Genomic DNA, 23,988 nt, shown 5'->3' on the forward strand with positions numbered 1-23,988 from the left:
AGGACTCATTGTTTTCCGAGTGGCGACGTGAATCACTATGTGAAAACAGAACGATGTCACGTCTATATTCAGTTGGAACGATGTGCAGATGGCGCGTCTTGGCGCACTCTTCCCGAAGCCCAACGGCAATCCGCAAGTCGATGGCCGACCTATTCCGAGTGTGATTGTCTTCATCAATCGCAATGGGTTGCGCTGGCGGTATGCACCAAAAGAATTCTGCCACACAGGACCCTGAACAATCGCTGCAAACGATGGAATGACAAGGGCATCTTTGCCCAGATGATGGCGGTACTGGTTGCCGAGTAAGGCGAGAAGAAGACCGCAATAATCGACGCCACCTATCTGAAGATCCACCGCACGGCGTGCAGCCTGGGCATCAAAAGGGGGGCGTGGACGCTTGATTAGCCGAACCAAGGGCGTCATGAGCCATTGCCCGACAGCGCATTGCGAATTCAATCTCCCGGGAGAAGTAGAACGTCATCTGCGAAAGCCAAGGGGGCCTCTAAACCTGTTGGTGACCGCCCGCCGGTACCAGAAACCATCGTTCCGATGAACCCAGGCCAATCATGCATTAACATTCAAACTGGACCACTCAGGTGGGGCTGATCACTGCAGGTAAACGTTAATCTTTCGGTGAATGGCGTGGGCGCATTCGTAAATGTCCTGAGCACCTACCGCGTAGTCATCGTTCAGTTCGGGCAGTTCGGTGTCGATGTATCGATTCCGCTTGATGCCGCGATAGATCGTTGAGGCATCACGACCCAGCTGATCCGCCATCTGTGCGACAGGTAGTTTGGCTTTAAGCCGCTCGGCAATCCTTTGATGTTCTTCCTAACTCAGGTGAGAATAGTGGTTTCCCACTTAGCATCCTCCATGCAAGCTTCTGTTTTAATACAGAACTTTCAATTCGTTTTTTGATCTACTGCTGATCGCATCCAACGCGCCGCATAATCAAACCAACCAGATAAACCATATTCTCACTTAGTTTATGCCGCTCTTGGTTCCATAAACTCTTATGACGGACATAGGATCCCGGGCCGCATTCTTGCAGAGTTTTCCAATCAGATTGCGGGGTGCAACAAGAAGTCGTCAATCAGTAGATCCGCCTGATTGATGCCAATCAGTGTCACACTATCGTCAGCATCCAATGCGATGACCATATCAGGCCCAATATCCGTTGAAGCGGTCAGAACGGCAGTCAAATCATCAAAGCCGAACGCGGATATGTTCAGGAAATCGCCGCTTGAGACGTCGAAATCGATAATCACATCATGCCCCGACCCGTCGGCAAGAACGAACTCATCCGCATCGGCACCGCCATTCAAAACGTCATTCCCGGCCAATCCGATCAGGATATCATCCCCAGTCGAACCATTCAGAAAGTCTGCTTCTGCCGTGCCAGTTAGGATATCTTCGCCTGCCAATGCAGCGTCGGTCCCTGCTGGCATCAGGTCACCAAGGTATTCCATCGTGTCGATGTCCGAGTTCCAGCTCAGGTCGCCACGGAAGCCGCCGCCAGAGAGGCCTGAGAAATCGATGATCATCGTTGTGTATAGGTCGCCATCCGCCGGGCTTCCGACCAGGTTCACAATTCCTGAATAGGTTGCGGTGACAGTCCCTGCCAATACGTCGTATTCAGGAGAAACCTCAAACGAAAAACCGAATTTCGAACCCGGCGTCGAGCCCCCGGCATAGTCACCGTCCGTCTCATCGACGACGGTCGAATCGAACACTGAACCAGAGGGCGCAAGGTCAATTTGCAGCGATGTCAGAAGCTTGCTGGTCGTCAACTCATGCGATTGATAGCCGAAGAACATGCTGAAATCCGCGCCCGTAACACCGCCATTGGTATATGGATCCAGGGCCTGCCATGTTAGCGATTCACTGGACCCATCCACATATGTGGCGGTGATCAAAGCACCAGCCAAATCGACCCCACGTGAGGACGTGTCGTCCCGAAGACCGTAGATTGATTCATACGGATCATCGGCCAGCCTTGCGATGTCAATCATCAGTTCAACCACAACAAAGTCGTCCTGCGTCAGGGCAGGGGTGCCGGTCAGGGTTGCAAACTGCACGGCTGCTGCGCCGCCCAGGCCGTCAGTATCGTAGTAGAGGTTGCCGGTGTCCGTCTGATAGATGATCCGCGTGTCCGAGGTTTCAGCTTCACCCGTCAGATTTGCAGTAAAGGCCGAGGCCGCCAGGGCGCCGACTTCCAGTCCGGAAAAGATCGCGTTGTTCAGGTGGATGGTATCTTCGCCCACACTGAAATCTGCGATTGTGTCAATGTTGTCGGCAAGGTCCGTGTTGAACATGAAACCGTCCGCGCCCGCATCACCGCGCAGGTAATCGGTGCCCAGGCCGCCGTTGATCATGTCATCCCCGTCGCCACCGATCAGCACGTTGCCCGTGTCGTTGCCGGTCAGATCATCGCCGTGATCTGAACCGAAGACATGTTCGAACCCGGAAATCACGTCGCCGTCGGCATCGCCGCCAATGGCCGACTGGAACCCGGCAACCTCGGTCAGGTCCACAGTTATACCTGATGCTGATCCGGCATATTGAACCCAATCGTTGCCTGTGCCGCCTTCCATCGTGTCCGCACCCGCGCCACCGCGCAGGATGTCGTCGCCGCCGCCGCCATCCATTGTATCGGCGCCGTCCAGACCCAGCATTACATTGGCCCCGTCGTTTCCGGTCAGAACATCAGCGTGATCCGAACCGGCCACGTTTTCGAAGCCCGATATCACATCGCCATCCGCCGTTCCGCCTGACGCCGACTGGACGCCCGCAACCTCGGTCAGATTAACTGTCACACCGGCTGTCGAGGTGTTGTAAGCGATCAGGTCGGTATCGTCGCCGCCTTCCAGCGTGTCGCCGCCAAGCCCGCCGCGCATGGTGTCATCGCCCGCGCCGCCATCCAGATCATCGTCACCATCCCGGCCCAGCAGGTAATTGTCGTCGGCGTTGCCCGTCAGATCATCCGCATGATCCGACCCCCAGACATGCTCAAAGCCTGAAATCACGTCGCCCTGAGCGTCGCCGCCCGAGGCGGATTGGAAGCCACCAACCTCGGTCAGATCCACCGTCACCCCGGCAGATGAGCCGTAATACAGCACCCAGTCAGAGTCATTGCCACCCTCCAGCACATCGGCTCCGGCATCACCGCGCAGCAGATCATCGCCGTCACCGCCACGCAGCGTGTCGGCCCCGGCACCTCCGATCAGCTGGTTGGCCCCGGTATTGCCGGTGAGATCATCGGCATGGTCCGAACCATACACATTCTCGAACCCCGAGATCACATCGCCATCTGCCGTGCCGCCAGAGGCTGACTGAAAGCCGCCACCATCTTCCGTCAGATCCACCGTCACACCGACACCGGAGTCGTCGTAAAGCACGAAGTCGACGCCAGCGCCGCCGTTCAGGACATCGCCACCAGGACCTCCGCGCAGGCTGTCATTTCCGGCAAGACCCAGCAGCGTGTCTTCACCCTCGTTTCCGTTCAGAAAATTATCGCGGAAATTGCCATAGATCCAGTCGTTGCCCGACCCGGAGGTGCCATTCTCGATGATCACACCGTTGGCGATGGTACGACCGGCATTGACCCCATCCACATAGGACAGGAACCCGCCGCCACCGTTCTCGTATTGCAGCGTTGCGGCGCGCAGGTCGATGGTAGCGTCTTTTGTGCCGGTATAGCGGATCATGTCGGTGCCACCGGTATCCCAGATCGCCATATACCCGGCCCCACTGTCGGTGGCATTGGTGTCATCCAGATCATAGATATCATCACCTGCCGCATGCGTGGTGTTCGCCCCGTAAAGGTTTTGCAAAGCAGCAATGTCCAAGGCGGCGTACCCCAAACTGTGCCCGGTTATCCCAGCCCCAAAGGCCGATGGTGTGTTGTAACTCATGACCGTATATGCGTGGGAATTCAGGCCGAAATCTCCCGTGTCGCTGAATGAGGTAACACCCTGCAAATTGGTCGTTTCACCCGATGAATCATGGGTATGTCCCAACCCAAGTATGTGCCCCAGTTCATGCAACACATTTGCGGTGCCGAACTCTCCCGCTTTAAGGGATCCAATCGCCGGTCCGTTGGGGCCTATGACCGAGGATCCGACGTAATAGTAATCGAGCAGCAGGTATTTCGTGCTTGGCCACGCAGGATCAGGGGGCAACTGGGCCGAGCCGGTCGTATTTCCGTCAAGATCCGTGATGCCAATTTCGATATCCGCTTGGGCCCGGTCAGTTGTGATCTGGAACTCAATGTCGAGAAAGGTCTCGACCCCTTCAATCAGGTCCCAGATTCTGGCTTGTTGGTCTACTGCCGTTTCATACGTCGTAAAGCCGCCGACCAGCAGGTCTTCGGGTAAGAAATAAATAAGCAAGGGATCGTTGGTTCTCCAACGATGTTCACCTTGTATCGCTTCAAGCGGTCCCGGCGGGGGGACAGCAGGGGGTGGAACCAAAAATACTTCCAGTTCGTAATCTCCGGCATAAGGCGTGCCGCCCAGAATGGCGCTGCCAACCTCGATAAAATAGGTGCCACTGGTTGATACGGTTACGGGCAGTCCTGCCTTTAAAGATCCTTCGTCGCCTTGATGGAAAAGGCTGCCATCGATGGGATTCCAAAAAACCGCATATGGGTTCACCAGCGCGTCCAGACCGTTTCCGGCGTCATGATCCACGCCGGTCACTTCAATTCTGATCTGGTCCCCAGCGTTCAGCTCGATCCTGAACCAATCCGTGTCGGTTGTCGTTTCCAGCGTTTCAGAGCGGGTTTCTCCGTCCGCGATGGTTTCAGTGGTCGATGAATCGCCCGGAATACTGAGCGCGAAAACACCTGGGTCTTCGACCGGCTCTGTGACAATTGTGAGATCGTTTGCAGTTTGTTGGTTGGAACCTGAAGAAATATGTATCGGCATTGGGTCGTTCCAATCGCAGCGGATGTGCGAACAATAAACGCACAGTTTGGCGCCAGAGGGCGGTCCCAAACCGTTAACAGAGTTAGAATCCCGAGTCCCGAACTTACTGGGTGAACAATGGCCGCAGGACAGGGTGTTGGCTGAAACACGGACAAGAATGTCTTGTTTTCCGAATGATGTCGCCTCGCACCCATGCCATCCTGACCCCTGCCAAAATCTGAGCACCTCAAAGCATCTGTCAACAGAACCGGCTTTGAGGGTGCATTGTCCACTGACATGGGCTTATCGAAGGATGCCGCATAGACGGTGCGATGTTTTGGAGACCAGACAAGACTTAGAGCAGCGCATCCAATGGGGCTAAGGGCACCTGCGTTGCAATAGTTGATTTCTGTTTGCGAGTCCTGATCCTAGCGGGGTTTGCAGTACTCAAGCGTTGGTGTCACAGATTTGACGGTCACGGCCGCGCCCTTGGGCAGAACATATTCGCTTTCCCCATATTGAATGAACGACGGCTGATCACTGACACCCACGGGTTGATGCGCCCAATCGAAGGTATAACCCAGCGATGTCCACGGAAATTCGGTCGGCAGTGATATCCCGTAAGAATGATAATACTGACCCGTAAAAAAGCTATAGTGCCGGGCGCATTGGGCTTTTTCGTCTAAGGTGGCATCGCGCTCTTCTGCCGTGCCACTGTCGATCTTCAAAGTCGAACAGTTTGGGAATGCGCCGAACTTACAGGTGTTTGTCGACACATCGGGATCAACGCAGGGTCGAAAAATCTGATCATATGAACTGGAGTTTTCCACTTCGAATTCAACGAAATGCGTCTGAGCGCTTTGCGGGGCAAGTCCAAGGCGCTGTTGCAGGCGCAGTGTAAGAGCCGGCCCGTCTACGCCGCGGTCTTTGATATAGGTCTGGCAAAATTCTTGCAGATGCGGGACCAGTGTGACCCAGGTCTGGCCACTGACCTGTATGGTTTGACCAACCTTGCTAGACCAGCCGGTGGGGCCCAGTGCCTGATCCGAGCGCACCCAACTGACGACGGTCGCTGGTTGAGTGGTAACAATTCCATCAAGGTCGGATGAAACCTCGGACGGATAGGGCAAAGCCATGTCGGTAACGGCTTTTTCATAGGTCAGAAAGCGGTTCTTTTCGACCTCTGCCTCGGTGATCTGAGGGATGCACAGTGACTTTCCAATCGGCAAAGTGTTCGGGTCAGAAATAAAATCAAACCCCTGTCCGGAGCGGGCATTGGTGGCCAGAAGAATGGCGTATCGATAGTTGATATCGCCAAAATAGTTGTCTGCCAGCCGACCGAGCGTGGTTCCGGGATAAATTTCGACGATTGCCCGGCAGGCTGACTTGTCCTGCAAATCTGCAAGAGCTGGCAGAGCCAGTATTGTAAGCGGGAGCGCAAAGCGAAGCATCATATCTGAATCCTATCCTGCAAACTACAAACCCGAAAACTGTTTTAAACTGCATATCGAGCGTATTTCTGCCCGCGAGAGGGGGGACTGGTGCCGCCCAACAATTCTTCCAACAAAAGCGTAAAATCAAAACCGCAAAAAGCCAAATGTTTTGACGGGGCACCTTGGGCTCAAAACCAAGAAGGGATTATCGGAATTTAAAAATGGAGGCGTCGCTTTTCCACCGTCTACACCATTATTAAGATTGAAAGGGTCCGCACATGCCGCCGGAGACATCAAGATGGTTTGGGGGCTTACCGAAGGGCGATTTTCATCGGCCCGTCGAACCCTAAAACGACAGATGTACCTTGATGGACCGGTTTCGGTCTGACGCAAGGTCGAACGCCTCAGAGGCATTCTCCATTGGCGCGACATGTGTGACCAGAGGCGACACATCAAGTCGCCTCGTCTGCATCATTTTGACGGCCAGAGGAAACTCGTGATGAAACCGGAACGACCCTTTAATGATCAATTCCTTGGCCGTCATGGTTTGAACAGGCAGCGTCATGTCGCCGCCCAATCCCAACTGGATGATTGTCCCGCCCGGTCGCATCGCTGGAACGGCGGCGGTCAGGGCGACAGCAACGCCGCTACATTCGAAATGCACGTCAAAGTACCCTTTGTCGGTGGTGAATGCCTGCAAACCGTCAGGATCCTCGGCCATATTGACCACGGTATCGGCGCCAATGTTCTGGGCCTTTGCAAGGGTAAACGGCGTGATATCGGTGGCGACGATATCGATCGCGCCAGCTTGCCGCGCAACCAAAACGGCCAGAAGGCCGATTGGGCCGCAGCCCGTCACAAGCACACGTTTTCCCATTAGGTCACCGGCTAGCCGTGCCGCGTGAAGTACAACCGACAGCGGTTCGGCCATTGCGGCTTCGGAACTGGTCAAACCATCTGCGGGCACGCATTGGCTGGCGTCGGCCACCAACAATTCGCGAAACGCGCCCTGAATGTGGGGGAAGGGCATGGCCGACCCGTAAAACCGCATGTCCATACAGTGGTTCTGCGCGCCGTTCTGACAATATGTGCAGGCGCCGCAGGGGCGCGATGGAGAAACGGCAACAAGCTGCCCCTGTGTCAGGCCCTCAACTCCCGGTCCAAGCGACGCGACGGTGCCAGCCACTTCGTGACCCAGGATCATCGGCTCCCGCAGGCGAACCGTTCCGAAGCCGCCATGATTATAATAGTGCAGGTCCGACCCGCAGATCCCACCAGACTGCATCCGGATCAGGACTTCACCCGGACCGGGTTCCGGCGCGGGATGGGTTTCAATCCTGAGATCTTTGGCGTCGTGAACGGTGACTGTTTTCATGGAGACCTCAAGGGGGGCTGGCGCCGTTGCAAGACGGGGTGTTCTGGGGGTGACAGGTGCAGACTCCCCGCTTGACAGGGTGTGTTAACGATAACAAGTTATCCGTCACAATTCAGGCTGGTCAATGGGTGTCACGATGCAAACGGTAAACCTCTTTTCTCTGACCGGGCGTCGCGCTCTGGTGACAGGGTCTTCTCAGGGCATCGGGTTCGCCCTGGCGCGCGGGTTGGCCAATGCGGGGGCCGAGATCGTTCTGAATGGGCGCGACTCCGCGAAACTGGAGGCGGCGGCGAAGATTCTTGCTGACGAAGGTGCAACGGTTCACACCTTGACCTTTGACGCGACCGATCACGAAGCTGTTCGCGCCGCAATCGACGGGTTTGAAGAAAAAACAGGCGCGATAGACATCCTTGTGAACAACGCAGGAATGCAGCACCGGACCGAGCTTGAAAACTTCCCCGCAGATGCGTTCGAACGCCTGCTTCAGACCAATATCGCCAGTGTTTTTCACGTCGGGCAAGCAGTCGGGCGCCATATGATTGCACGCGGTGCGGGCAAAATCATCAATATCGCCTCAGTTCAGACCGCACTCTCCCGGCCCGGGATTGCGCCTTATACGGCGACCAAGGGTGCGGTTGCGAACCTCACCAAAGGGATGGCAACCGATTGGGCCAAATACGGGGTACAGTGCAATGCCATCGCGCCGGGATACTTTGATACGCCACTGAACGCCGCGCTTGTTGCGGATCCTGAGTTCACAACCTGGTTGGAAAAACGGACGCCAGCAGGACGCTGGGGCAACGTCGAGGAACTGGTGGGCGCCTGCGTGTTCCTGTCGTCGCCTGCATCGAGTTTTGTCAACGGCCACACCCTGTTTGTTGATGGCGGTATCACCGCCTCGCTTTAAACCCGTTACGTCCGGTACTCGGGGCTGTCGAAATTTCGTCTCTGGGAGGCACTCACATGAGCGAACGGATCGGTCTGGTCGGAGCGGGGGTTATGGGCGCCGCAATCGGAGAGCGGCTTTTACAGACCGGGAACAGCCTTGCCGTTTTCGATCTGGATGCCGAAAGGGTAGCAGCTTTGGTCGCAAAAGGAGCCAGTTCTGCGAGGTCTGCCGCTGAGGCTGCCCGGAGTGCTGATTTCGTGATCACGAGCCTCAATTCTTCCAGCATTGTCGAATTGGCGGCTTTTGGTACCGATGGTATTGCGGATGGAGCGGCTCCAGGAACGATCATCATCGATATGTCCTCGATCGAACCGGACGCCACCCGCGTGTTAGCCGAAAAGGCGTCAGAGCGCGGGTTGGCTTGGGTCGACAGCCCCTTGTCCGGGGGCGTGACGAAAGCACTGACCGGAGACCTGACGTTGATGGCTGGCGGTAAGGCCGAGGATGTCGAGAAAGCGTATCAGGCTCTGCGTCATGTGGCATCGAATTATACCCATATGGGGCCATCCGGTGCGGGGCAGACCACAAAGCTGATCAATCAGGTTTTGTGTGGTCTTGGGTTTCTGGCGGTTGCCGAGGCCACGCAACTGGCAATGGATGCCGGTGTGGATGTGGCCAAAATCCCGCAGGCCTTGAAGGGGGGACGGGCTGACAGCGCCTTGCTGCAAGAGTACCTGCCGCGCTTTGCCACAAAGGATTATCGGCGCACCGGTCGTATCGACAATATGGTCAAGGATCTGAACACGGTGAACGATCTTGCGCGTCAGACCGGAACTTCGATGCCGATGACGGCATTATGTGCTGAAATTCACCGTATGCTGACCGCCGCGGGGCTTGGTGGCGAAGATCAGGCAGCGGTGATGGAATTCTTCGACGGGGCCAAAACAACATTTCCGGAATGACTGCGAAGGTACAGCGAACCCGGCCAGCGCACAGATCGTGACTTAAGACTCTTTCGCGAAAAATTCCTTCCGGGCGAGTTTGGTCTCGCTGATTGGTTTACAGGCTTTTGATCAGAACAATCGGTGTCACGATGCCGCCGATCAACTCCAGCGTTGGCAGGATCGTATCGATCGCGTCGTTCCAGTTTCCAAGCCCATTTTGCGGCACATAGATAACATCACCGGGTTCCAGCGGGTAATCCAGCGCGCGGCCTTCCAGCATCTTTTCGACGTCTACGATTAGCAGTTCGCCTTCGACAGTCGAATAGCTGCGGATGATGCGCACATCGCCAAGCAGCGCTTTGCTCTTGATCGGTCCTTGCGCCATAGACAGCGCTTCAAGAAGTGTACGCCCTTCGGCACCAAACGGCACGGACTGGGGTTTCTCAACAGCGCCAAGCACATAGACCTGCATGTCTTCCTTGCGCGGGGCGAACAGAACATCGCCGCCATTGACATAGACGTTGTATTCAAACCGGCCTTCTTTCAGAAGACCGTGCAGGTCGACGATACAAACCTGATTGTTGCGCAAAAGTCGTGCTCCGGGCAGGTACGCATCCGGTGTAAGCCCACCGCCCAAAGCCAGCGCTTCGAGCAATGTACGGGGTTGTTCCAGATATTGAACACCTGAAGATTTGAATTCGCCCAGGAAATAGATCGGGTTGCTTTCGGCATTGACCAGTTCAACGGTCACCCATGGTTTGACAAAGTTTTCTTCATAGGCCGTTTTCAGCTCTCGCTGAATTTGGCGGGTCGTCATGCCTCGGACTTGCACCAGTTCGACGATCGGCAACTGTACGTAGCCCGCGCCATCAACGCGGGCGACGATATCGGACATGCCATCTTCGCCAAATATGTTGAACTTCAGATCATCGCCGGGGCCAACACGATAGCTGTGTTGCGGCGCGGTGCCACTGATGTTGCCAGATGATTTGTTCGACGTTCGGCAGCCACTGGCCTTCGATGGTACACCGGGGTTCGCAACAACGCGCTGTCGGTCCACGACGCCGTCGTTGAACATCCCGGTTTTGTCCAGAAGCTCGGACTCACATCCCATTAGAAAAACAGCGCACATAATCGAAAGAAGCGGCCGGCTCCCTAAAAGTATAGGTTTTTTGTCAGAGTGAAAAAACACTGAACTATCCAAAAGGATAGCATACCCTGGTCGCCAGATACTTTTGAGTAGCGCCCCAAACCCCATGGACAATTCCTTAGCCTTCTGTCCGCTATTCATCGCGTCATATGCCCGTATGGTCAATCCAAGCAAACCCGTTACGCCAAAAAACTGTGAGAACCGTATGATTACTTTGCTAGGAGCAGCCCCAAACACCGGAAATCAGGGCGTCAGTGCCTTGTGCTATTCGGCCGTCGCCGGGATCCGCGAGCGTGGCATCAGCGTGATCGACGTTGCCGATCACGGCCGCGGACGTCGCGTTGAAAACTGGGATCTTGGAACCAACGCCGCTGAAATCGGTCTGATCGGGTTGTCGAACACCCGCCGGATTTGGCGTGGAGATTGCCTGCGCACCGTTGGAGCGATGGCTCGCATGGGGGGGGTGGGCAACGTCGCTGCCGAGACCGTTCTGGCGTCTCGCGCGGTTCTGGATGTCAGCGGTGGAGACAGTTTTACAGATCTTTACGGGGAAAAGCGGTTTCAGGCGATGTGCCGGAACAAGCGTCTGGCGCTGGACAATGGCCGCCCGTTGATCCTGTTGCCTCAAACGCTTGGCCCGTTTCGTGATCCGGCGAAAAAGGCCGAGGCAGTCGACATTCTGTCCAAGGCGCATGCCATTTGGGTGCGCGATCAGCGCAGTTACGAGTTTCTGAAGGATGCGCTTGGCGATAACTTTGATCCGATGCGCCATCACCTGGGTGTCGACATGGCCGTATTGCTGCCCAAAGTCGCCCCTTCAAAGGCGCTTCCTGTGCAGATCTCTGATTGGCTGGCCGATCCGAAGACTCCTGTTGCCGGGCTGAACGCCAGTGGCTTGCTGAGCCTTGATCCTGAAACCGCTCAGAAAAGCTTTGGATTGGCCGACCCGCACCCGAAACAACTGCTGGCAACCGCCCGCACCATTCTGGACAGCGATCCGGCTATGAAGTTGGTGTTGGTGCCGCATGTCATCCGCCCCGAAGGCGACCCCGAAAGCGATTGGGAGGCCTGTCGTAATCTGGAAGCCCTACTGGGCCAAGACTATGAGGGGCGTGTTGCAACCCTTCCACAGACCTTCAGCGCGACCGAGCTGAAGTGGGTGATTTCCAAGTTCGACTGGTTCGCCGGTGCCCGAATGCATGCCACGATTGCTGGATTTTCGTCGGGTGTCCCAACGCTGGGGCTGGGCTATAGTGACAAGGCGGAAGGTGTTTTCACCCAATGCGGTCTGGAACAGGACGTGGTTGACTTGCGCTGTTACGATGCACAGGGCATCGCCGCCGCTGTTCGCGAAAGCCTTTCGCGCCGCCTTGCGACCCGCGAGCAACTGGATGAGCAGCTTGCCAGCGTGTTCCGTCGGGCATCTGAGCAGATGGACGGGATCGTTGAAACGATCCGCGCGCTGGAAGATTGATCATGAAGTCCGCCACGATAAAAGGCCGCGCCGCCGCTTGGTCGGTGCCGCTGGCCAATGAATTGGCCGCCTTGGCGCGCTCTGTCATTCTGGCGCGCCTGCTTGGCCCGGAAGAACTGGGCAAGGTCATGCTTTTGGCGCTGGCGTTGCGTTTGGTCGAAATGGCCAGCGACGTTTCGATCGAACGGCTTCTGGCTCAGTCTCATGATGGGGACGACCCCGGTCTGCAGCACAACTTGCAGGGCATCACCGCTCTGCGCGGTTTGGCGCTGGCTATCATTCTGTTGGCCTTGGCGGTGCCGCTGGCGATGGCGTTCAGCGATGGCCCGGCTGTTGCCAGCTATGCGTTGCTTGCGCTCGTACCGCTGATCCGGGGTTTTGTGCATCTCGATTACCGCCGTCGTGAGCGTCACTTTGACTATCGCGGTCTGGCTATAGTCGATGGTGGAGCAGCGATTGTCATGATCTGCGTCACCCCGGTCTTCGCCGCATTGATCGGCGATCACCGCGCTCTTTTGGGGATTATCGTGGTTCAGGTTGCGGCCCAGTTCCTGCTGTCGCATCTTGTTGCCGAGCGCCGGTATCGTTTGCTGCTAGAGCGTGATTGTGCCGTTCGCGTCTGGACCTTCGGGGCGCCTTTGATCCTGAACGCCGGGCTTCTGTTCCTGACCTTTCAGGCCGACCGACTGATCGTCGCCGGGTATTATGGCTGGGCCGAGCTTGGTTTGTACGGAGTTGCGCTGCAATTGGCCTTGCTACCCGCACAGATCGCAGGCCGGGCCGCGGGGTCACTTCTTGCTCCAAAGTTCCGCCGCGCCATTGCGGCAGGCAATCTGGCACAGGCAGCAAGGCCGGCGTTGCAATCATACCTTGCTTTGTCGGCTGTGTTCCTGCTCGGCTTTGGTATTCTGGCCGCACCGGTGATCCGCCTCGTCTATGGCCAGGCATTCGTGATTGACCAAACTCTGATCTGGGCGCTGGGGTTGGCTGCGGCGATCCGCATCGCACGCACGCCGGTGTCACAACTGGCTCTGGCCCTTGGAAAAACGTCGATCCCTTTGCGCGGAAACATTCTACGCGCGTTGGCGATTATTCCGGCCTTGATGGCGGCGATGGCGGGGGCTCCTCTTTACGCTCTGGCATTAGCAGCTGTGGTGGGCGAGGCGATGGCCGGATTGCGTGCCTGGTTCTTGCTCAAAAACTGTCTTTCCGCCCAATGCGGCACATCTACAAAATCGGAGGTCTTCGCATGACCCATTCACCCGATCCCATCACCCAAACCGTTCAATCCAATTTGTGCACCGGTTGCGGTGTGTGTGCTGGCCGCTTCCCGGAACTGATCCGCATGGTAGACGATGTCACGAATGGTCGTCGCCCGATTGTTGCCCAAACCGAAGCGGGTCTCAACGCCGCCAATCAGGCGATCAACCTGTGCGCCGGGGCAGGGGCCGATCATGCGTCTTTACCGGCGAAGGACGAAACAGACCGTGACTGGGGTCCTGTGCTGAAAATCTGGGAAGGGTGGGCCGCTGATGAAGAGATCCGCCATCGTGGGTCCAGCGGCGGCGCGGTGACCGCGCTTGGTCTGGCTCTGATCGAGGCGGGGGAAGCTGACGGTGTCGCCCATGTCGCCCAACGTGACGATGATCCGCGTTTGAACCGGTCAGTGATCAGCAAATCGCGCGAGGATATGCTGCGCGGTGCGGGGTCGCGATATGCTCAGGCGTCGCCCGGTGAACGTTTGGCAGAAATCGCCGCAACCCCGGGGCGGTTTGCGTTTATCGGCAAGCCCTGTGATGTCGCATCGGTTCGCAAGGCGGCCAATCAAGATGAATACCTTGACGACAAGATCGCTGTGACCATCGGAATTTTCTGCGCCGGAGCGCCGACTTTGGCCGCGACCGAAGCCCTGTTGGACCGCTTGTCTGTGCCGAAGGGTGCCGCTCTGACCGATCTGCGGTATCGCGGTAACGGATGGCCCGGCACGATGCAGGCCACATGGCGCGATGCCGACGGCAGCCTGCAAAAGAGCGACGCCATCTCGTATGGCGAAGGCTGGGGCCAGGTTCTGCAAGCCGGTCGCAAATGGCGCTGCAGTATCTGCGCTGACCATACCGGAGAGTTCGCTGACATTTCGGTCGGGGACCCGTGGCACAACCCGCCCAAAGGCAACACCGACCCGGGTCGGTCGCTGATCGTGGCCCGTACCGAACGTGGTGTTCGCATTATCGAAGCGGCGATTGCCAATGGAACTCTGATTGCTGAACCGCGCGACCGTGACCTGATCGCCAAGGCGCAACCCAACCTGCTGGATACACGCGGATCTGTCTTTGGCCGCCGCCTTGCGATGCACCTTACGGGAATGCCGGTTCCGAAGGATACTGGGTTGAACAGCTTTGATTTGTGGAAATCGCACCTTTCCCTGAAACGCAAAGCACAGTCCGTGGCCGGGTCTTTGAAACGCATTGTCCGTCGCCGACTGTGGCGCGCCGTTGATATCACTCCTGTGTAAAGTGTGTCCCATGGTTCCCCGTTTGACCCTTGATGCAGCGCTTTTGCGCGGCAGAAACAACAACCTCGATCTTTTGCGCCTGTTGGCGGCGTCGGCTGTTGTGATCAGCCATGCCTGGCCGTTGGCGCTGGGGCCTGGGGCGGTGGAGCCTTTGGAGCATATGCTTGGCGTGTCACTGGGCGGGGTTGCGGTTCTGATTTTTTTCTTTCTGTCAGGGATGCTGGTCACGGCAAGTGCCGATCGGACGATATCCCACCCGATGATGTTCATTCGGGCTCGCGCCTTGCGGGTGTTCCCCGGCTTGCTGGCAGCTTTGGTCGTAACTGTTTTGATTGCGGTCGCCTGCGGTGCGCAGATCAGTATCGCCGAGGCCGTGATATATGTCCTGCGGGGGCTGTCGTTGGTGTCTTTGCAGCACAATCTGGAGGGCGCCTTTGCGGGTAATCCCTATGCGGGCGCGGTGAATGGACCTTTGTGGACGCTGTTTTATGAAGTTGCCTGTTATGCGCTTTTCGCCGGGGCTGTGTGGCTTGGCTTGCTGCGCCATGCTGCGGGATGGGTCATTGCTGGGTCTTTGATACTGGGGCTTTGGGGGTATTTTGACATTCTGAACGCGGAACCCGGAAACGCGCTGATGTACCGATTGTCGGTGATGTCGCCTCTGCTGTTGTCCTTCTTCTTCGGTGCCTTGTTTTGGCATGTTCGGGTGTGGCTGATCCTGTCATGGAGAATTGGTTTCGCACTGGCCTTAGGTGCATACTTCACCATGACGTCTCACGTGGTGCTTCCGGTTTTCATCATCGCGTTGGGATACTGGATGTGTCTGTTGGCGTACAGGTTGCCACAGCTGCGGCTAAAAGGGGATATCTCTTATGGTATATACGTCTATGGCTGGCCGGTGGCGCAGATGGTCATCTATGTTTTTGGCCCGATGACGCCGTTAATGCTGGCAGGTGCCAGTCTTTTGGTCGTCATCCCCTTTGCCATCGCAAGTTGGGTGCTTGTCGAAAAGCCAGCGCTGTCGCTGACACGTAAACTCTCGCGCCCGTTGCCCGATGGTGTCAGGGTCAACTGAGGATGAGCGATAGCAGGAAAAAGAAGAAAACCTGGTTCGGGGTCTCAATCCCCGTTGCCTTGTTTTTTATCGGGATCCTCCTGCCACCGAACGTGTCGGTGACGGCAGGCGGTCTTCGGTTTTCTGCCTATCGCGCCGTCCTGATCGTTCTTTTCCTACCGATGTTTTTCAAGCTTCTCTCGGGAAAGGCCGGGAAGTTCACGATCTTTGATGGTCTGGTCATTGGCCATTCATTCTGGGCGACGCTTGCTTTGATCAAATGGGGCGGGTTTGCTCAAGGGGTCGAAAGCGGCGGGATCTACGTCATCGAATTCATGGGCGCGTACTTGATGGGGCGTCTGTATATCCGAAACTACGAAGACTTTGCAGCCTTCGCTAATTTCTATGTCGGTGTTGTTGTTGGCATGCTGGTGTTCACAATTCCCGAAGCCCTGACTGAATGGCACATCCTGCGCGATACAGCAGCACAATTGCTGGGTGGACCCAGAGCGCCCTATATCGACAAACGCATGGGGATCGAACGCGCCTTTGGCCCGTTTGACCACCCAATTCTGTACGGTGTGTTCTCCGCGTCGGCGTTTTCGCTCGCCTATTTCATCGTCGCGGAGAGAAGCTTCAAAAACAAAAAGGGCATGGCAAAAACCCTTGGTGTTGTCGTCGCGACGTTCATCTCGGGGTCGGGCGGACCTTACGTTGTTCTGGCGATGCAGATGTTCGTTGCAGGGTGGGAGCGCGTCCTGACAGGTGTGCAGGGGCGCTGGAAAGCGTTGTTCGGTTTTTTCGCGATGGCCTATCTGTGGATTGACCTTATGTCGAACCGAACGCCGTTCCATGTGTTTGTGACCTATTTCACCTTCTCGACACAGTCCGCCTATAACCGCATCAACATCTGGAACTACGGAACGGCCGAGGTTGCGCGGCATCCGATATTCGGGATTGGGTTGGGCGACTGGGTTCGCCCCGTCTGGATGTCCGACAGCATGGATAACTTCTGGCTGCTGATTGCGGTGCGGTACGGGTTGCCGGCATGGTTCATGCTGTTTGGGCTGATGATTGGTATGGTGATTGTGGCCGCGTCCAAGAAAAACATGCCGGAAAAATTCAACAATGCACGCCGGGCGTGGGGCTTTACATTGTTCGGCATCACGGTGGCAGCGGCGACCGTGCATTTGTGGAACTCTTTGTTCGTTCTGTTCATGTTCCTGATCGGCTCCGGGGCATGGATGGCCGAGGCGAAATCGATGCGCCGCGGCGAGGCCAAGCGGCTTGAACAAGGTGGCGGGGACAAGCCGCTGCCCAAGAAAACCCGGCGTCGCCGGCACAGTTTTTTCTGAGTGGGAATGTTACCGATGGATCTGTCGATCATCATTATCAATTGGAACACCAGCGACATGCTGCGCGATTGCCTGACATCTGTGTTTGCAGGACTTGGCGATCTGAGGGCCGAGGTTTTCGTGGTCGACAATGCGTCGGAAGACGGGTCGCAGGATATGGTGCGGGCTGAGTTTCCGCCGGTCAACCTGATCCGCAACTCTGACAATCGCGGTTTTGCGGCTGCCAACAATCAGGCTTTGCGGGTTGCGCAGGGCAAGTACGTTTTGTTGCTGAATTCGGACACTTTGGTTCATGGCGATGTTCTTGAGAAGTCCTGTGCGTTTATGGAAACACGTTCAGACGTTGGCGTCATGGGGTGCAGAGTTTTAAACTCGGACGGAACGTTGCAGATGACCGGCAGTGGGTACCCCAGCTTGCTGAACCTTGCCCTGATGACGACCGGGCTTTGGAAGCTGAACAAAATTGCATTCTTTGATCGATACCAGATGACCCAGTGGGATCGAAAAACAGAACGCGAGATCGACGTGGTGTCGGGTTGTTACATGTTGGTGCGCCGCTCAGCGATGGAAGACGTCGGGCTTTTGGACGAAGGGTTTTTCTTTTATGGCGAAGAGACCGACTGGTGCAGACGGTTTCGGGATGCGGGCTGGAAGCTGGTTTTGGCCCCGGTCGGTGAGATCACACACCTTGGCGGCGGATCGGTCAAAAAGCTGAACCACAAGCGTGACGTGATGCTGACCGAAGGCACCGTGCGGCTGCACCGCAAGCATGGCGGTTTGCTGGCCGGGATGGCCTGCTGGACGATGCTTGCCGGGTTCAACCTGTCTCGATCGGTGGCCTGGTCTTTGGCAAGCCTGTCGGGACGTGACCGGGCCCGTGAACGTGCAAAACACTTCCGCCGCGTGGTTGCGGCGTCCTTCCAAACCTGGCCGGAGATGGCACAATGACAAAGTTGCGTGTTCTGCTGGTTGCGCCCAACGTGGATGGGACCGATGTGGGCGAGGCTTTTGTGGCCTTCAAGTGGGCCGAAGCGCTGGCCGAGATCGTCGATCTGACGGTGTTGTCATTCGAGCGGGCAGGGCGCCGCCCCCTGTCCGAACAATTGCCGAAAGCCCGCGTTGTGACGTGGCCCGAGCCGACATGGGCAACGCGCAACGAACGTCTGAACGCAATGCTAAAGCCCGCCTGGCCGGTGTTCTGCAGACATGTGCGCAAGTGGATAAAAGCGGCCAAGGCAGACGGAACGGTGTTTGATGTCGCGCACCAACTTATGCCTCAGGCAGCCCGCTATGCGTCACCCCTGTATGGTTGCGGTGTACCTTACGTCATTGGGCCACTCGGCGGCGCGCTCGAAACGCCGCAGGGGTTCAAGTCGGAAATGGGGGCGGCCGCATGGTACACGCGCTTGCGGGTGATGGATAAATGGCGATTGTCGAATGATCCCTGGTTGCGCCGTAGTTACAGCGAGGCCGATATTGTTCTGGGTGTGGCACCCTATATGCGTGACGTTTTGGGGGATATTTCGCTGAAACGGTTCGAACCTGTATTGGAACTCGGGATAGATGACGTGGCACCCGTTGTGACAAGGCAGGATGGTACCGAGAAATTGAAGCTTCTGCATGTCGGGCGCGCAGTCCGCACCAAGGGACTGCGCGATGTGGTGCGGGCTTTGGCGTTGCTCAAGGACCGGCCCGGCATCACGCTGACCAGCGCCGGAGCAGGCGAAGAAGTCGACCTTTGCAAACAAGAGGCCGACCGTCTGGGTGTGGCTGACCGCGTCACCTTTCTTGGGCGCATTCCGCGAGAGCAGGTGGAAGACTTGTATCGCGACGCCGACGTTTTCGCCTTTCCCAGCTTCCGCGAACCGGCGGGCGGCGTTTTGTACGAAGCAATGCGGTGGGGCTTGCCGATCATTTCGGCGCGGCGGGGCGGCCCTGACTGGATCGTCGATGACACCTGTGGTGTGAAACTGTCGGTGACGACGCCGTACGCTCTCAGCCAGGATGTCGCCGATGCGGTCCGCCGCTTGGTCGGTGATCCGGAATTGCGGGCGAATCTAGGACGTAACGCCCGGGCAAAAGTGGCCCGCGAAGGACTGTGGCCCGCAAAGGCTAAAGCACTCTTAGCGCTATATAAAACCATCCTTTGACCACAATCAGAACACGTTTCCAACCCATCCGGGCAAGGCGGACTATCCTTTTGGATATCCGGCTCTTCCATTGCGCGTGACATTGCGCTTTTGCGGGTCTGATGTCGTTTTGATACACCCTCTAAAACAGGTCCAGACAACGAATACTTCTGGAGCTGACCATGAAACGCAAGATTAACACAGCAAAGAAACACCGCGTTCTGGCCGTCGCATCGGGCGGCGGGCATTGGGTGCAGTTGCTGCGGTTGCGTCCTGCCTTTGCGAATAGCAATGTTCACTTCGCCACGGTCGATCCGAAAGCCAAGGCACAAGTTGCGCCAGCGCCTTTCTACACCTTCAAGGATGCCAATCGGGACACCAAACTGAAACTGATGCTGTCGGCGCTGCAGATTGCGGTGATCGTTTTGAGAGTCCGCCCGCACGTTGTCATCTCGACCGGCGCGGCTCCGGGATATCTGGCGATCCGGATGGCCAAACTGATCGGCGCACGCACGATGTTCATCGACAGCATAGCGAACGCCAACGAACTGTCGCTGTCGGCGCATCTGGCAAAACGTCATGCTGACAAGCTTGTAACCCAATGGCCGTCGGTGGCCGAAAAGACCGGGGCCAATTTCATTGGGTCCGTCCTGTAATCTGTAAGGAGAGTAGCTATGATTTTCGTGACCGTCGGAACCCAACTTCCCTTTGATCGTCTGCTGGCCGCCATCGATGACTGGGCCTTCGCCAATCCGGGTGAACAGATTATCGCACAAACTGGTGTAACCACTGTCAGCTCACCACGCATTGATGCCCGCCCATTCGTAGATGGTTCGACGTTCCGCGAACTGGTCCAGCAGGCGGACGTTCTGGTCGCCCATGCGGGCATGGGATCGATCCTGACGGCGGTCGAATTTGCCAAGCCGGTCATCGTTATGCCGCGCCGTGCCGATCTGGGCGAGCATCGCAACGACCATCAGCTGGCCACCGTCCAGAATCTCGCGCATCTGAGCAATCTTGAAATTGTGCAGGACGCACAGACCCTGTCCTCAGTTCTGGACAAACAATTGGGCGCAGGCCCGCTGGAAAAGCTTCGCGAAGGCATTTCCGACGGTCACCGTCGTCTTGTCGGCGAAATCAGTAATTTCATTGCTGGTGGGTCGCTGGGCGGAACACTGACGTTCGGAGAAGCGTGATGACGCCGCGTGCCGCCATACTGGTTCCTGCCTATAACGAGGCTACCGTAATCGGCGAGACCCTGAGCCGTCTGACTTGCGACATGCGGTCGGGCGAATTTCAGATCATCGTGATCGCGAACGCTTGCCACGATGACACGGCAGAAATTGCCCGTAAGGTCGCCCCAGACGCGGTGGTTCTTGAAACCAAAACCCCAGGCAAAACCAATGCGTTGCGCATGGGGCTGGATCACGTGGCGGCACCGGTTGTTGTGTTTCTGGATGCTGACCTTGGTGTTGATGCGGACGCGATCCGCCAGCTTATTGCTCCGCTTCAGGCGGGTGGTGCTTTGGCGAGCTATGGCCGCATGTCCATTGATCTGGACGGATGCAGTCGCAGTGTTCGCTCGTTTTACGAGATTTGGACCCGCAGGCCGTACCTGAAAGATGGTAAGTTCGGTGGGCTGTTCGCTGTGGCTCGTGGGGCGCTTAACCGGGCTCTGCCATTGCCGGATCTGATCGCAGATGACGAATACTTCAGCCGCTGTTTTCAGCCGTCTGAAAAGGCCTTTGTGTCGAACGTCGAATTTGTGGCGCGCGCGCCCCGGCAGCTTGGTGATTTGTTCAAAGTCCGCAAACGGTCGACCCGCGGAACACGCGAACTGGCTGCGATGGGTTTGTCGCGACCGAAGACATCCGGGGCTGGCGGTCGCGCGGCCTTTGTGTCGGAAGTGATCGCAAACCCCAAACTGTGGGCAGATTTTTTGATTTATTCGGGACTAAAAGTCGCCGTTCGCCTTTCGCTGGTTTTGGAAGGTCGCGCCTCGGGTGCAGGCAAGTGGGAACGCGACGACAGCAGCCGAATTGTGGTATCTGGTTAAGGAGTGAGTGCGGTGGACGGTGTAGGTTTCGATCACAAGGACATGATGAACGGCGCGCCCAGCGATCCCGGCGTTGAAGTGGCAGATTTTCTTCAGGAAGAAGAGCCTACCGAGTTCAGCCCGTTCGCAGCCCTTGGACGTCTCATGCGCGGTCGCTGGCTTATCCTGCTCGTCCTGATGGCTGTTCTCGGGGGTGGTCTGGGGTATCTGGGGTTCACATCGGGCAAGGCGATCTATGAAAGCCAGGCGATTTTGCGGATCTCTGCCCGCGAACCGGGAATCTTGTTTGCCAGCGGTGATGATTCAAAGCTGAAACTGTTTCAGTCGTTCGTCAAAGCCGAAACCACTTATGTCGCCAGCCATCCGGTCATGGAGCGGGCAGTTGAGTTGATTACCGCGGTTCCGTCGCCCTACAACGATGACCTTACCGCCAAGACTCTGGCCGAGTCGATTTCGATCAAACGCAAAGAGGCGCTGATTATCCTGACCTCGCCGTCCAAGGATGCTGAATTTGCCGCCCGCAAGATCAATGCTGTGATCGACGCCTATTTGGCGCTGCATGACGAGACCCGGGTCAACCTGTCGAACTTCCGGGAAAGTGAACTTGCCGCTCGCGAAACCGATCTGCTTGGTCGACTGGATGCGATCATGGACAAGATGCTGGATGTCGGTGGCGAATTCGGGATGGCGTCTTTGGTCAAGACGCATATCGAGAAGGTCGCCCAGATTGAAACGCTGGTATCGCGTCGGGCCGAAGTGGAGGCCACGCTTGTAGCTTTGCAGTCCCAAGACGGCTCTGGCGGCAGCGCTGATATGGCCGATCAGGAAATCATGCGGGCGACCCTGCTGGATCGCGCATTGGCAGACCTTAACTTTGACAAAGCCAAACGCGAAGCCGAATTGACCACGTTGCTGGGGCGCTATCACGAAAACGCAACACAGGTCATCGAGAAGCGCGAGCAGATCGAAATCGTTAGTCAGGCCATGGCCGATCGGCGTAACCAGATCCAGGTTCTGGGTCAAACCGGTGCGCTGACGGATGGTGGACAATCCAGCCGAGAGGATTCGCTGAATGAGATCCGGGCCGTGCTGGACAAAGTGACGAAGCAACTGGAAACCGCCCGCAACGATGCACGTGACCTGAACCGCAAGCGGATCGAACTGGCGTTTCTTGAGGAAGAGCGTGATGAAGCACGCCGTATGCTGGACGAAACACGCCGCGCACTGGATGTCATCCGGGTCGAAAGTCGCAATTCCATGCCAGGTCTGGTCGAGGTCATGTCGCGGGCAATCGTGGCGGATAAGCCCGCCGAGGACAGCAGCAAGATGATGGCAGCCGGCGGGTTCAGCGGTGGAGCGTTCCTCGCGATCCTGCTGGTCGTCGGTTTTGCCGTGTCGCGCAAAAGCCTGCGGTTCAGCGATGATCTGTGGCGTCACCTGTGGCGGATGCCTCTGCTACTGACCACACGTGCGAAACCCGGATCAGACGCGTTCGGTCAGGCCATGGTGCGGCTGCGTAACAATGTCTCGCTGTTTCCCGGCCGTCAGATCGCACGTCCTGGTAAAGCACGGATTATCGCCGTCAATCACTTTGGTAAGGCTGATGCACAAGCCGTCGCCAAGACGCTGGCCGACAGCTTTGCTGCAGCACGGTTGCCCACATTGTACATCGATGCCGACCTTCAGCCTGGCGATTTGTCGGCAAACGCAGGATGGCGCGACCTTGTTGCAGGTGAATTCGTGACGCCGATGACCACCGGTGCGCGGACAGCGGACATCGTGGAAAGCGGTGCCATGGCGGACGTCACTGATGCATCGGTTTCGGTTCACGCGGTCCGCGCGGCCTTTGACCAGTATGCTGACGACTATGCGGTGATTGTGATCAATGCAGGCAGCCTGGACACGGGCCTGTCGACCGAACTTATCATGTCTGCTTCGGATCTGGTACTGTCGGCTGTGGCCCCGGGGGATAACCTGCCCAAGGTCAATGCGTCTGTCGGCAAATGTGATTCACTGTCGCGCCATGGGGCAGGGTTCGTGATGACGGGTGCCACCCGCAAGGATCCTGCGTTGGCCGCAGCATAATGCCGGGACTCAGAAAAGCCCCGCATCCTTCGCGATCACTGCGGCCTGGGTGCGGTTCTTCGCGTCCAGCTTGTTGCAAAGCGTTTTGACGTGCAGTTTGATGGTGACTTCCTGCAGGTTGGTGTCGCGTGCAATTTCCTTGTTTGACTGCCCCTGGCATAGACCTTCAAGCACCTGCATCTCACGTTTGGTCAGTTTCTTGGCAAGCGCGTGCTCTTCTTCTTCGACAACTTCGGTCATGAACTTGACAGGAGCGAACACCTCGCCGGCTGCCATGAACCGAACGGCATTGACCAGAGATTTTGCGCCCATTGTCTTGGGCAGGAATCCGGCGGCGCCAGTATCCAGCGCCTCTTGCGCGATAGTACGTGGTGCGGTGCCCGAAATAATGGCCACCGGGTTTCCGCCATTCGCTTCTTTCGCTTTTTCCAGACCCGAAAGCCCGTCCATCCCCGGCATCGAATAATCCAGCAGGACAAGATCAAATGGACCGTCTGTGCCGATCAGGTCGAGTGCAGTTTTCAGGTTTTCGCAAGCAGAGAGTTCAAAGTCCGCTTCACGGTCCAGAAACGCCATAAGCGTGTCACGCACCAGTTCATGGTCATCGGCAATCAGTATTTTCATG

18 protein-coding genes and 2 pseudogenes are annotated in these 23,988 nt (G+C 57.0%); 14 read left to right on the top strand and 6 right to left on the bottom strand.

The genetic code is table 11. The features are described from left to right. Positions 1-88: 88 nt before the first annotated feature. Positions 89-451: pseudogene (locus FOY56_RS24010) on the top strand (transposase); the annotation flags it as partial. A gap of 155 nt (positions 452-606) precedes the next feature. Here the strand turns inward: FOY56_RS24010 and FOY56_RS22500 are convergent. The 4 genes and pseudogenes from FOY56_RS22500 to FOY56_RS22515 all read right to left on the bottom strand — a co-directional run. Beyond that, positions 607-819: pseudogene (locus FOY56_RS22500) on the bottom strand (helix-turn-helix domain-containing protein); the annotation flags it as partial. A gap of 242 nt (positions 820-1,061) precedes the next feature. After that, positions 1,062-4,928, bottom strand: a complete 3,867-nt coding sequence (locus FOY56_RS22505; protein WP_146348403.1) for a M10 family metallopeptidase C-terminal domain-containing protein — start codon at positions 4,926-4,928, stop codon at positions 1,062-1,064. A 407-nt stretch (positions 4,929-5,335) separates the two neighbouring features. Further along, a complete protein-coding gene (locus tag FOY56_RS22510) occupies positions 5,336-6,361 on the bottom strand; it encodes a hypothetical protein (RefSeq protein ID WP_146348404.1) in 1,026 nt (341 codons plus the stop codon). 325 nt (positions 6,362-6,686) lie between these two features. Next, a complete protein-coding gene (locus tag FOY56_RS22515) occupies positions 6,687-7,715 on the bottom strand; it encodes an L-idonate 5-dehydrogenase (protein ID WP_146348405.1) in 1,029 nt (342 codons plus the stop codon). 136 nt (positions 7,716-7,851) lie between these two features. Between FOY56_RS22515 and FOY56_RS22520 the strand changes: the two genes are divergently transcribed. After that, entirely contained in the window at positions 7,852-8,622 is a 771-nt protein-coding gene (locus FOY56_RS22520; protein ID WP_146348406.1) for an SDR family oxidoreductase, read from the top strand. Between the two features lie 56 nt (positions 8,623-8,678). Further along, a complete protein-coding gene (locus tag FOY56_RS22525; RefSeq protein WP_146348407.1) occupies positions 8,679-9,566 on the top strand; it encodes an NAD(P)-dependent oxidoreductase in 888 nt (295 codons plus the stop codon). Positions 9,567-9,663: 97 nt separating this feature from the next. Here FOY56_RS22525 and FOY56_RS22530 read toward each other — a convergent pair whose 3' ends face one another. Then, entirely contained in the window at positions 9,664-10,626 is a 963-nt protein-coding gene (locus FOY56_RS22530; protein WP_186766445.1) for a polysaccharide biosynthesis/export family protein, read from the bottom strand. A 277-nt stretch (positions 10,627-10,903) separates the two neighbouring features. Here FOY56_RS22530 and FOY56_RS22535 point away from each other — a divergent pair, with 277 nt between their 5' ends. The 11 genes from FOY56_RS22535 to FOY56_RS22585 all read left to right on the top strand — a co-directional run bounded on the left by FOY56_RS22535 (position 10,904) and on the right by FOY56_RS22585 (position 23,363). Next, positions 10,904-12,172, top strand: a complete 1,269-nt coding sequence (locus FOY56_RS22535; RefSeq protein ID WP_186766446.1) for a polysaccharide pyruvyl transferase family protein — start codon at positions 10,904-10,906, stop codon at positions 12,170-12,172. Between the two features lie 2 nt (positions 12,173-12,174). Continuing rightward, complete coding sequence (locus FOY56_RS22540; protein WP_146348410.1) at positions 12,175-13,425, top strand: oligosaccharide flippase family protein; 1,251 nt, start codon at positions 12,175-12,177, stop codon at positions 13,423-13,425. Next, positions 13,422-14,684 (top strand): Coenzyme F420 hydrogenase/dehydrogenase, beta subunit C-terminal domain, encoded by a 1,263-nt coding sequence (locus FOY56_RS22545; protein ID WP_186766447.1) that lies wholly within the window; start codon positions 13,422-13,424, stop codon positions 14,682-14,684. The genes FOY56_RS22540 and FOY56_RS22545 overlap by 4 nt, the downstream gene beginning before the upstream one ends. 10 nt (positions 14,685-14,694) lie before the next feature. After that, positions 14,695-15,759 carry an acyltransferase family protein gene (locus FOY56_RS22550; RefSeq protein WP_146348412.1) on the top strand — a complete coding sequence of 355 codons (1,065 nt, stop codon included), beginning with the start codon at positions 14,695-14,697 and terminating at the stop codon, positions 15,757-15,759. A gap of 2 nt (positions 15,760-15,761) precedes the next feature. After that, positions 15,762-17,093 (top strand): O-antigen ligase family protein, encoded by a 1,332-nt coding sequence (locus FOY56_RS22555; protein WP_146348413.1) that lies wholly within the window; start codon positions 15,762-15,764, stop codon positions 17,091-17,093. A 15-nt stretch (positions 17,094-17,108) separates the two neighbouring features. Then, positions 17,109-18,041 (top strand): glycosyltransferase family 2 protein, encoded by a 933-nt coding sequence (locus tag FOY56_RS22560; RefSeq protein WP_246139569.1) that lies wholly within the window; start codon positions 17,109-17,111, stop codon positions 18,039-18,041. Further along, positions 18,038-19,243, top strand: a complete 1,206-nt coding sequence (locus tag FOY56_RS22565; protein WP_146348415.1) for a glycosyltransferase family 4 protein — start codon at positions 18,038-18,040, stop codon at positions 19,241-19,243. Before FOY56_RS22560 ends, FOY56_RS22565 begins: the two co-directional genes overlap by 4 nt. Before the next feature lie 161 nt (positions 19,244-19,404). Continuing rightward, on the top strand, positions 19,405-19,878 hold the full coding sequence (locus tag FOY56_RS22570; RefSeq protein WP_146348416.1) for a glycosyltransferase family protein: 474 nt from the start codon (positions 19,405-19,407) through the stop codon (positions 19,876-19,878). 18 nt (positions 19,879-19,896) lie between these two features. Beyond that, positions 19,897-20,418, top strand: a complete 522-nt coding sequence (locus tag FOY56_RS22575; RefSeq protein WP_146348417.1) for a glycosyltransferase — start codon at positions 19,897-19,899, stop codon at positions 20,416-20,418. After that, the gene (locus FOY56_RS22580; protein ID WP_146348418.1) at positions 20,418-21,278 is read left to right on the top strand and encodes a glycosyltransferase; all 861 of its coding nucleotides are present in this window, start codon (positions 20,418-20,420) and stop codon (positions 21,276-21,278) included. Before FOY56_RS22575 ends, FOY56_RS22580 begins: the two co-directional genes overlap by 1 nt. 12 nt (positions 21,279-21,290) lie before the next feature. Beyond that, on the top strand, positions 21,291-23,363 hold the full coding sequence (locus FOY56_RS22585) for a GumC family protein (RefSeq protein WP_146348419.1): 2,073 nt from the start codon (positions 21,291-21,293) through the stop codon (positions 23,361-23,363). Positions 23,364-23,372: 9 nt separating this feature from the next. Here FOY56_RS22585 and FOY56_RS22590 read toward each other — a convergent pair whose 3' ends face one another. Further along, positions 23,373-23,987: a response regulator transcription factor gene (locus tag FOY56_RS22590; protein WP_146348420.1), complete on the bottom strand. Its 615-nt coding sequence runs from the start codon at positions 23,985-23,987 to the stop codon at positions 23,373-23,375. Position 23,988 lies beyond the last annotated feature (1 nt).

The sequence above is a fragment of the Falsiphaeobacter marinintestinus genome (assembly GCF_007923355.1).
GTDB classification, from domain to species: domain Bacteria; phylum Pseudomonadota; class Alphaproteobacteria; order Rhodobacterales; family Rhodobacteraceae; genus Phaeobacter_A; species Phaeobacter_A marinintestinus.

Excerpts from the sequence above, each read along its gene's own strand:
- FOY56_RS22505 (WP_146348403.1), bottom strand. The coding sequence starts at position 4,928 with ATGCCGATACATATTTCTTCAGGTTCCAACCAACAAACTGCAAACGAT.
- FOY56_RS22510 (WP_146348404.1), bottom strand. The coding sequence starts at position 6,361 with ATGATGCTTCGCTTTGCGCTCCCGCTTACAATACTGGCTCTGCCAGCT.
- FOY56_RS22515 (WP_146348405.1), bottom strand. The coding sequence starts at position 7,715 with ATGAAAACAGTCACCGTTCACGACGCCAAAGATCTCAGGATTGAAACC.
- FOY56_RS22520 (WP_146348406.1), top strand. The coding sequence starts at position 7,852 with ATGCAAACGGTAAACCTCTTTTCTCTGACCGGGCGTCGCGCTCTGGTG.
- FOY56_RS22525 (WP_146348407.1), top strand. The coding sequence starts at position 8,679 with ATGAGCGAACGGATCGGTCTGGTCGGAGCGGGGGTTATGGGCGCCGCA.
- FOY56_RS22530 (WP_186766445.1), bottom strand. The coding sequence starts at position 10,626 with ATGTTCAACGACGGCGTCGTGGACCGACAGCGCGTTGTTGCGAACCCC.
- FOY56_RS22535 (WP_186766446.1), top strand. The coding sequence starts at position 10,904 with ATGATTACTTTGCTAGGAGCAGCCCCAAACACCGGAAATCAGGGCGTC.
- FOY56_RS22540 (WP_146348410.1), top strand. The coding sequence starts at position 12,175 with ATGAAGTCCGCCACGATAAAAGGCCGCGCCGCCGCTTGGTCGGTGCCG.
- FOY56_RS22545 (WP_186766447.1), top strand. The coding sequence starts at position 13,422 with ATGACCCATTCACCCGATCCCATCACCCAAACCGTTCAATCCAATTTG.
- FOY56_RS22550 (WP_146348412.1), top strand. The coding sequence starts at position 14,695 with ATGGTTCCCCGTTTGACCCTTGATGCAGCGCTTTTGCGCGGCAGAAAC.
- FOY56_RS22555 (WP_146348413.1), top strand. The coding sequence starts at position 15,762 with ATGAGCGATAGCAGGAAAAAGAAGAAAACCTGGTTCGGGGTCTCAATC.
- FOY56_RS22560 (WP_246139569.1), top strand. The coding sequence starts at position 17,109 with ATGGATCTGTCGATCATCATTATCAATTGGAACACCAGCGACATGCTG.
- FOY56_RS22565 (WP_146348415.1), top strand. The coding sequence starts at position 18,038 with ATGACAAAGTTGCGTGTTCTGCTGGTTGCGCCCAACGTGGATGGGACC.
- FOY56_RS22570 (WP_146348416.1), top strand. The coding sequence starts at position 19,405 with ATGAAACGCAAGATTAACACAGCAAAGAAACACCGCGTTCTGGCCGTC.
- FOY56_RS22575 (WP_146348417.1), top strand. The coding sequence starts at position 19,897 with ATGATTTTCGTGACCGTCGGAACCCAACTTCCCTTTGATCGTCTGCTG.
- FOY56_RS22580 (WP_146348418.1), top strand. The coding sequence starts at position 20,418 with ATGACGCCGCGTGCCGCCATACTGGTTCCTGCCTATAACGAGGCTACC.
- FOY56_RS22590 (WP_146348420.1), bottom strand. The coding sequence starts at position 23,987 with ATGAAAATACTGATTGCCGATGACCATGAACTGGTGCGTGACACGCTT.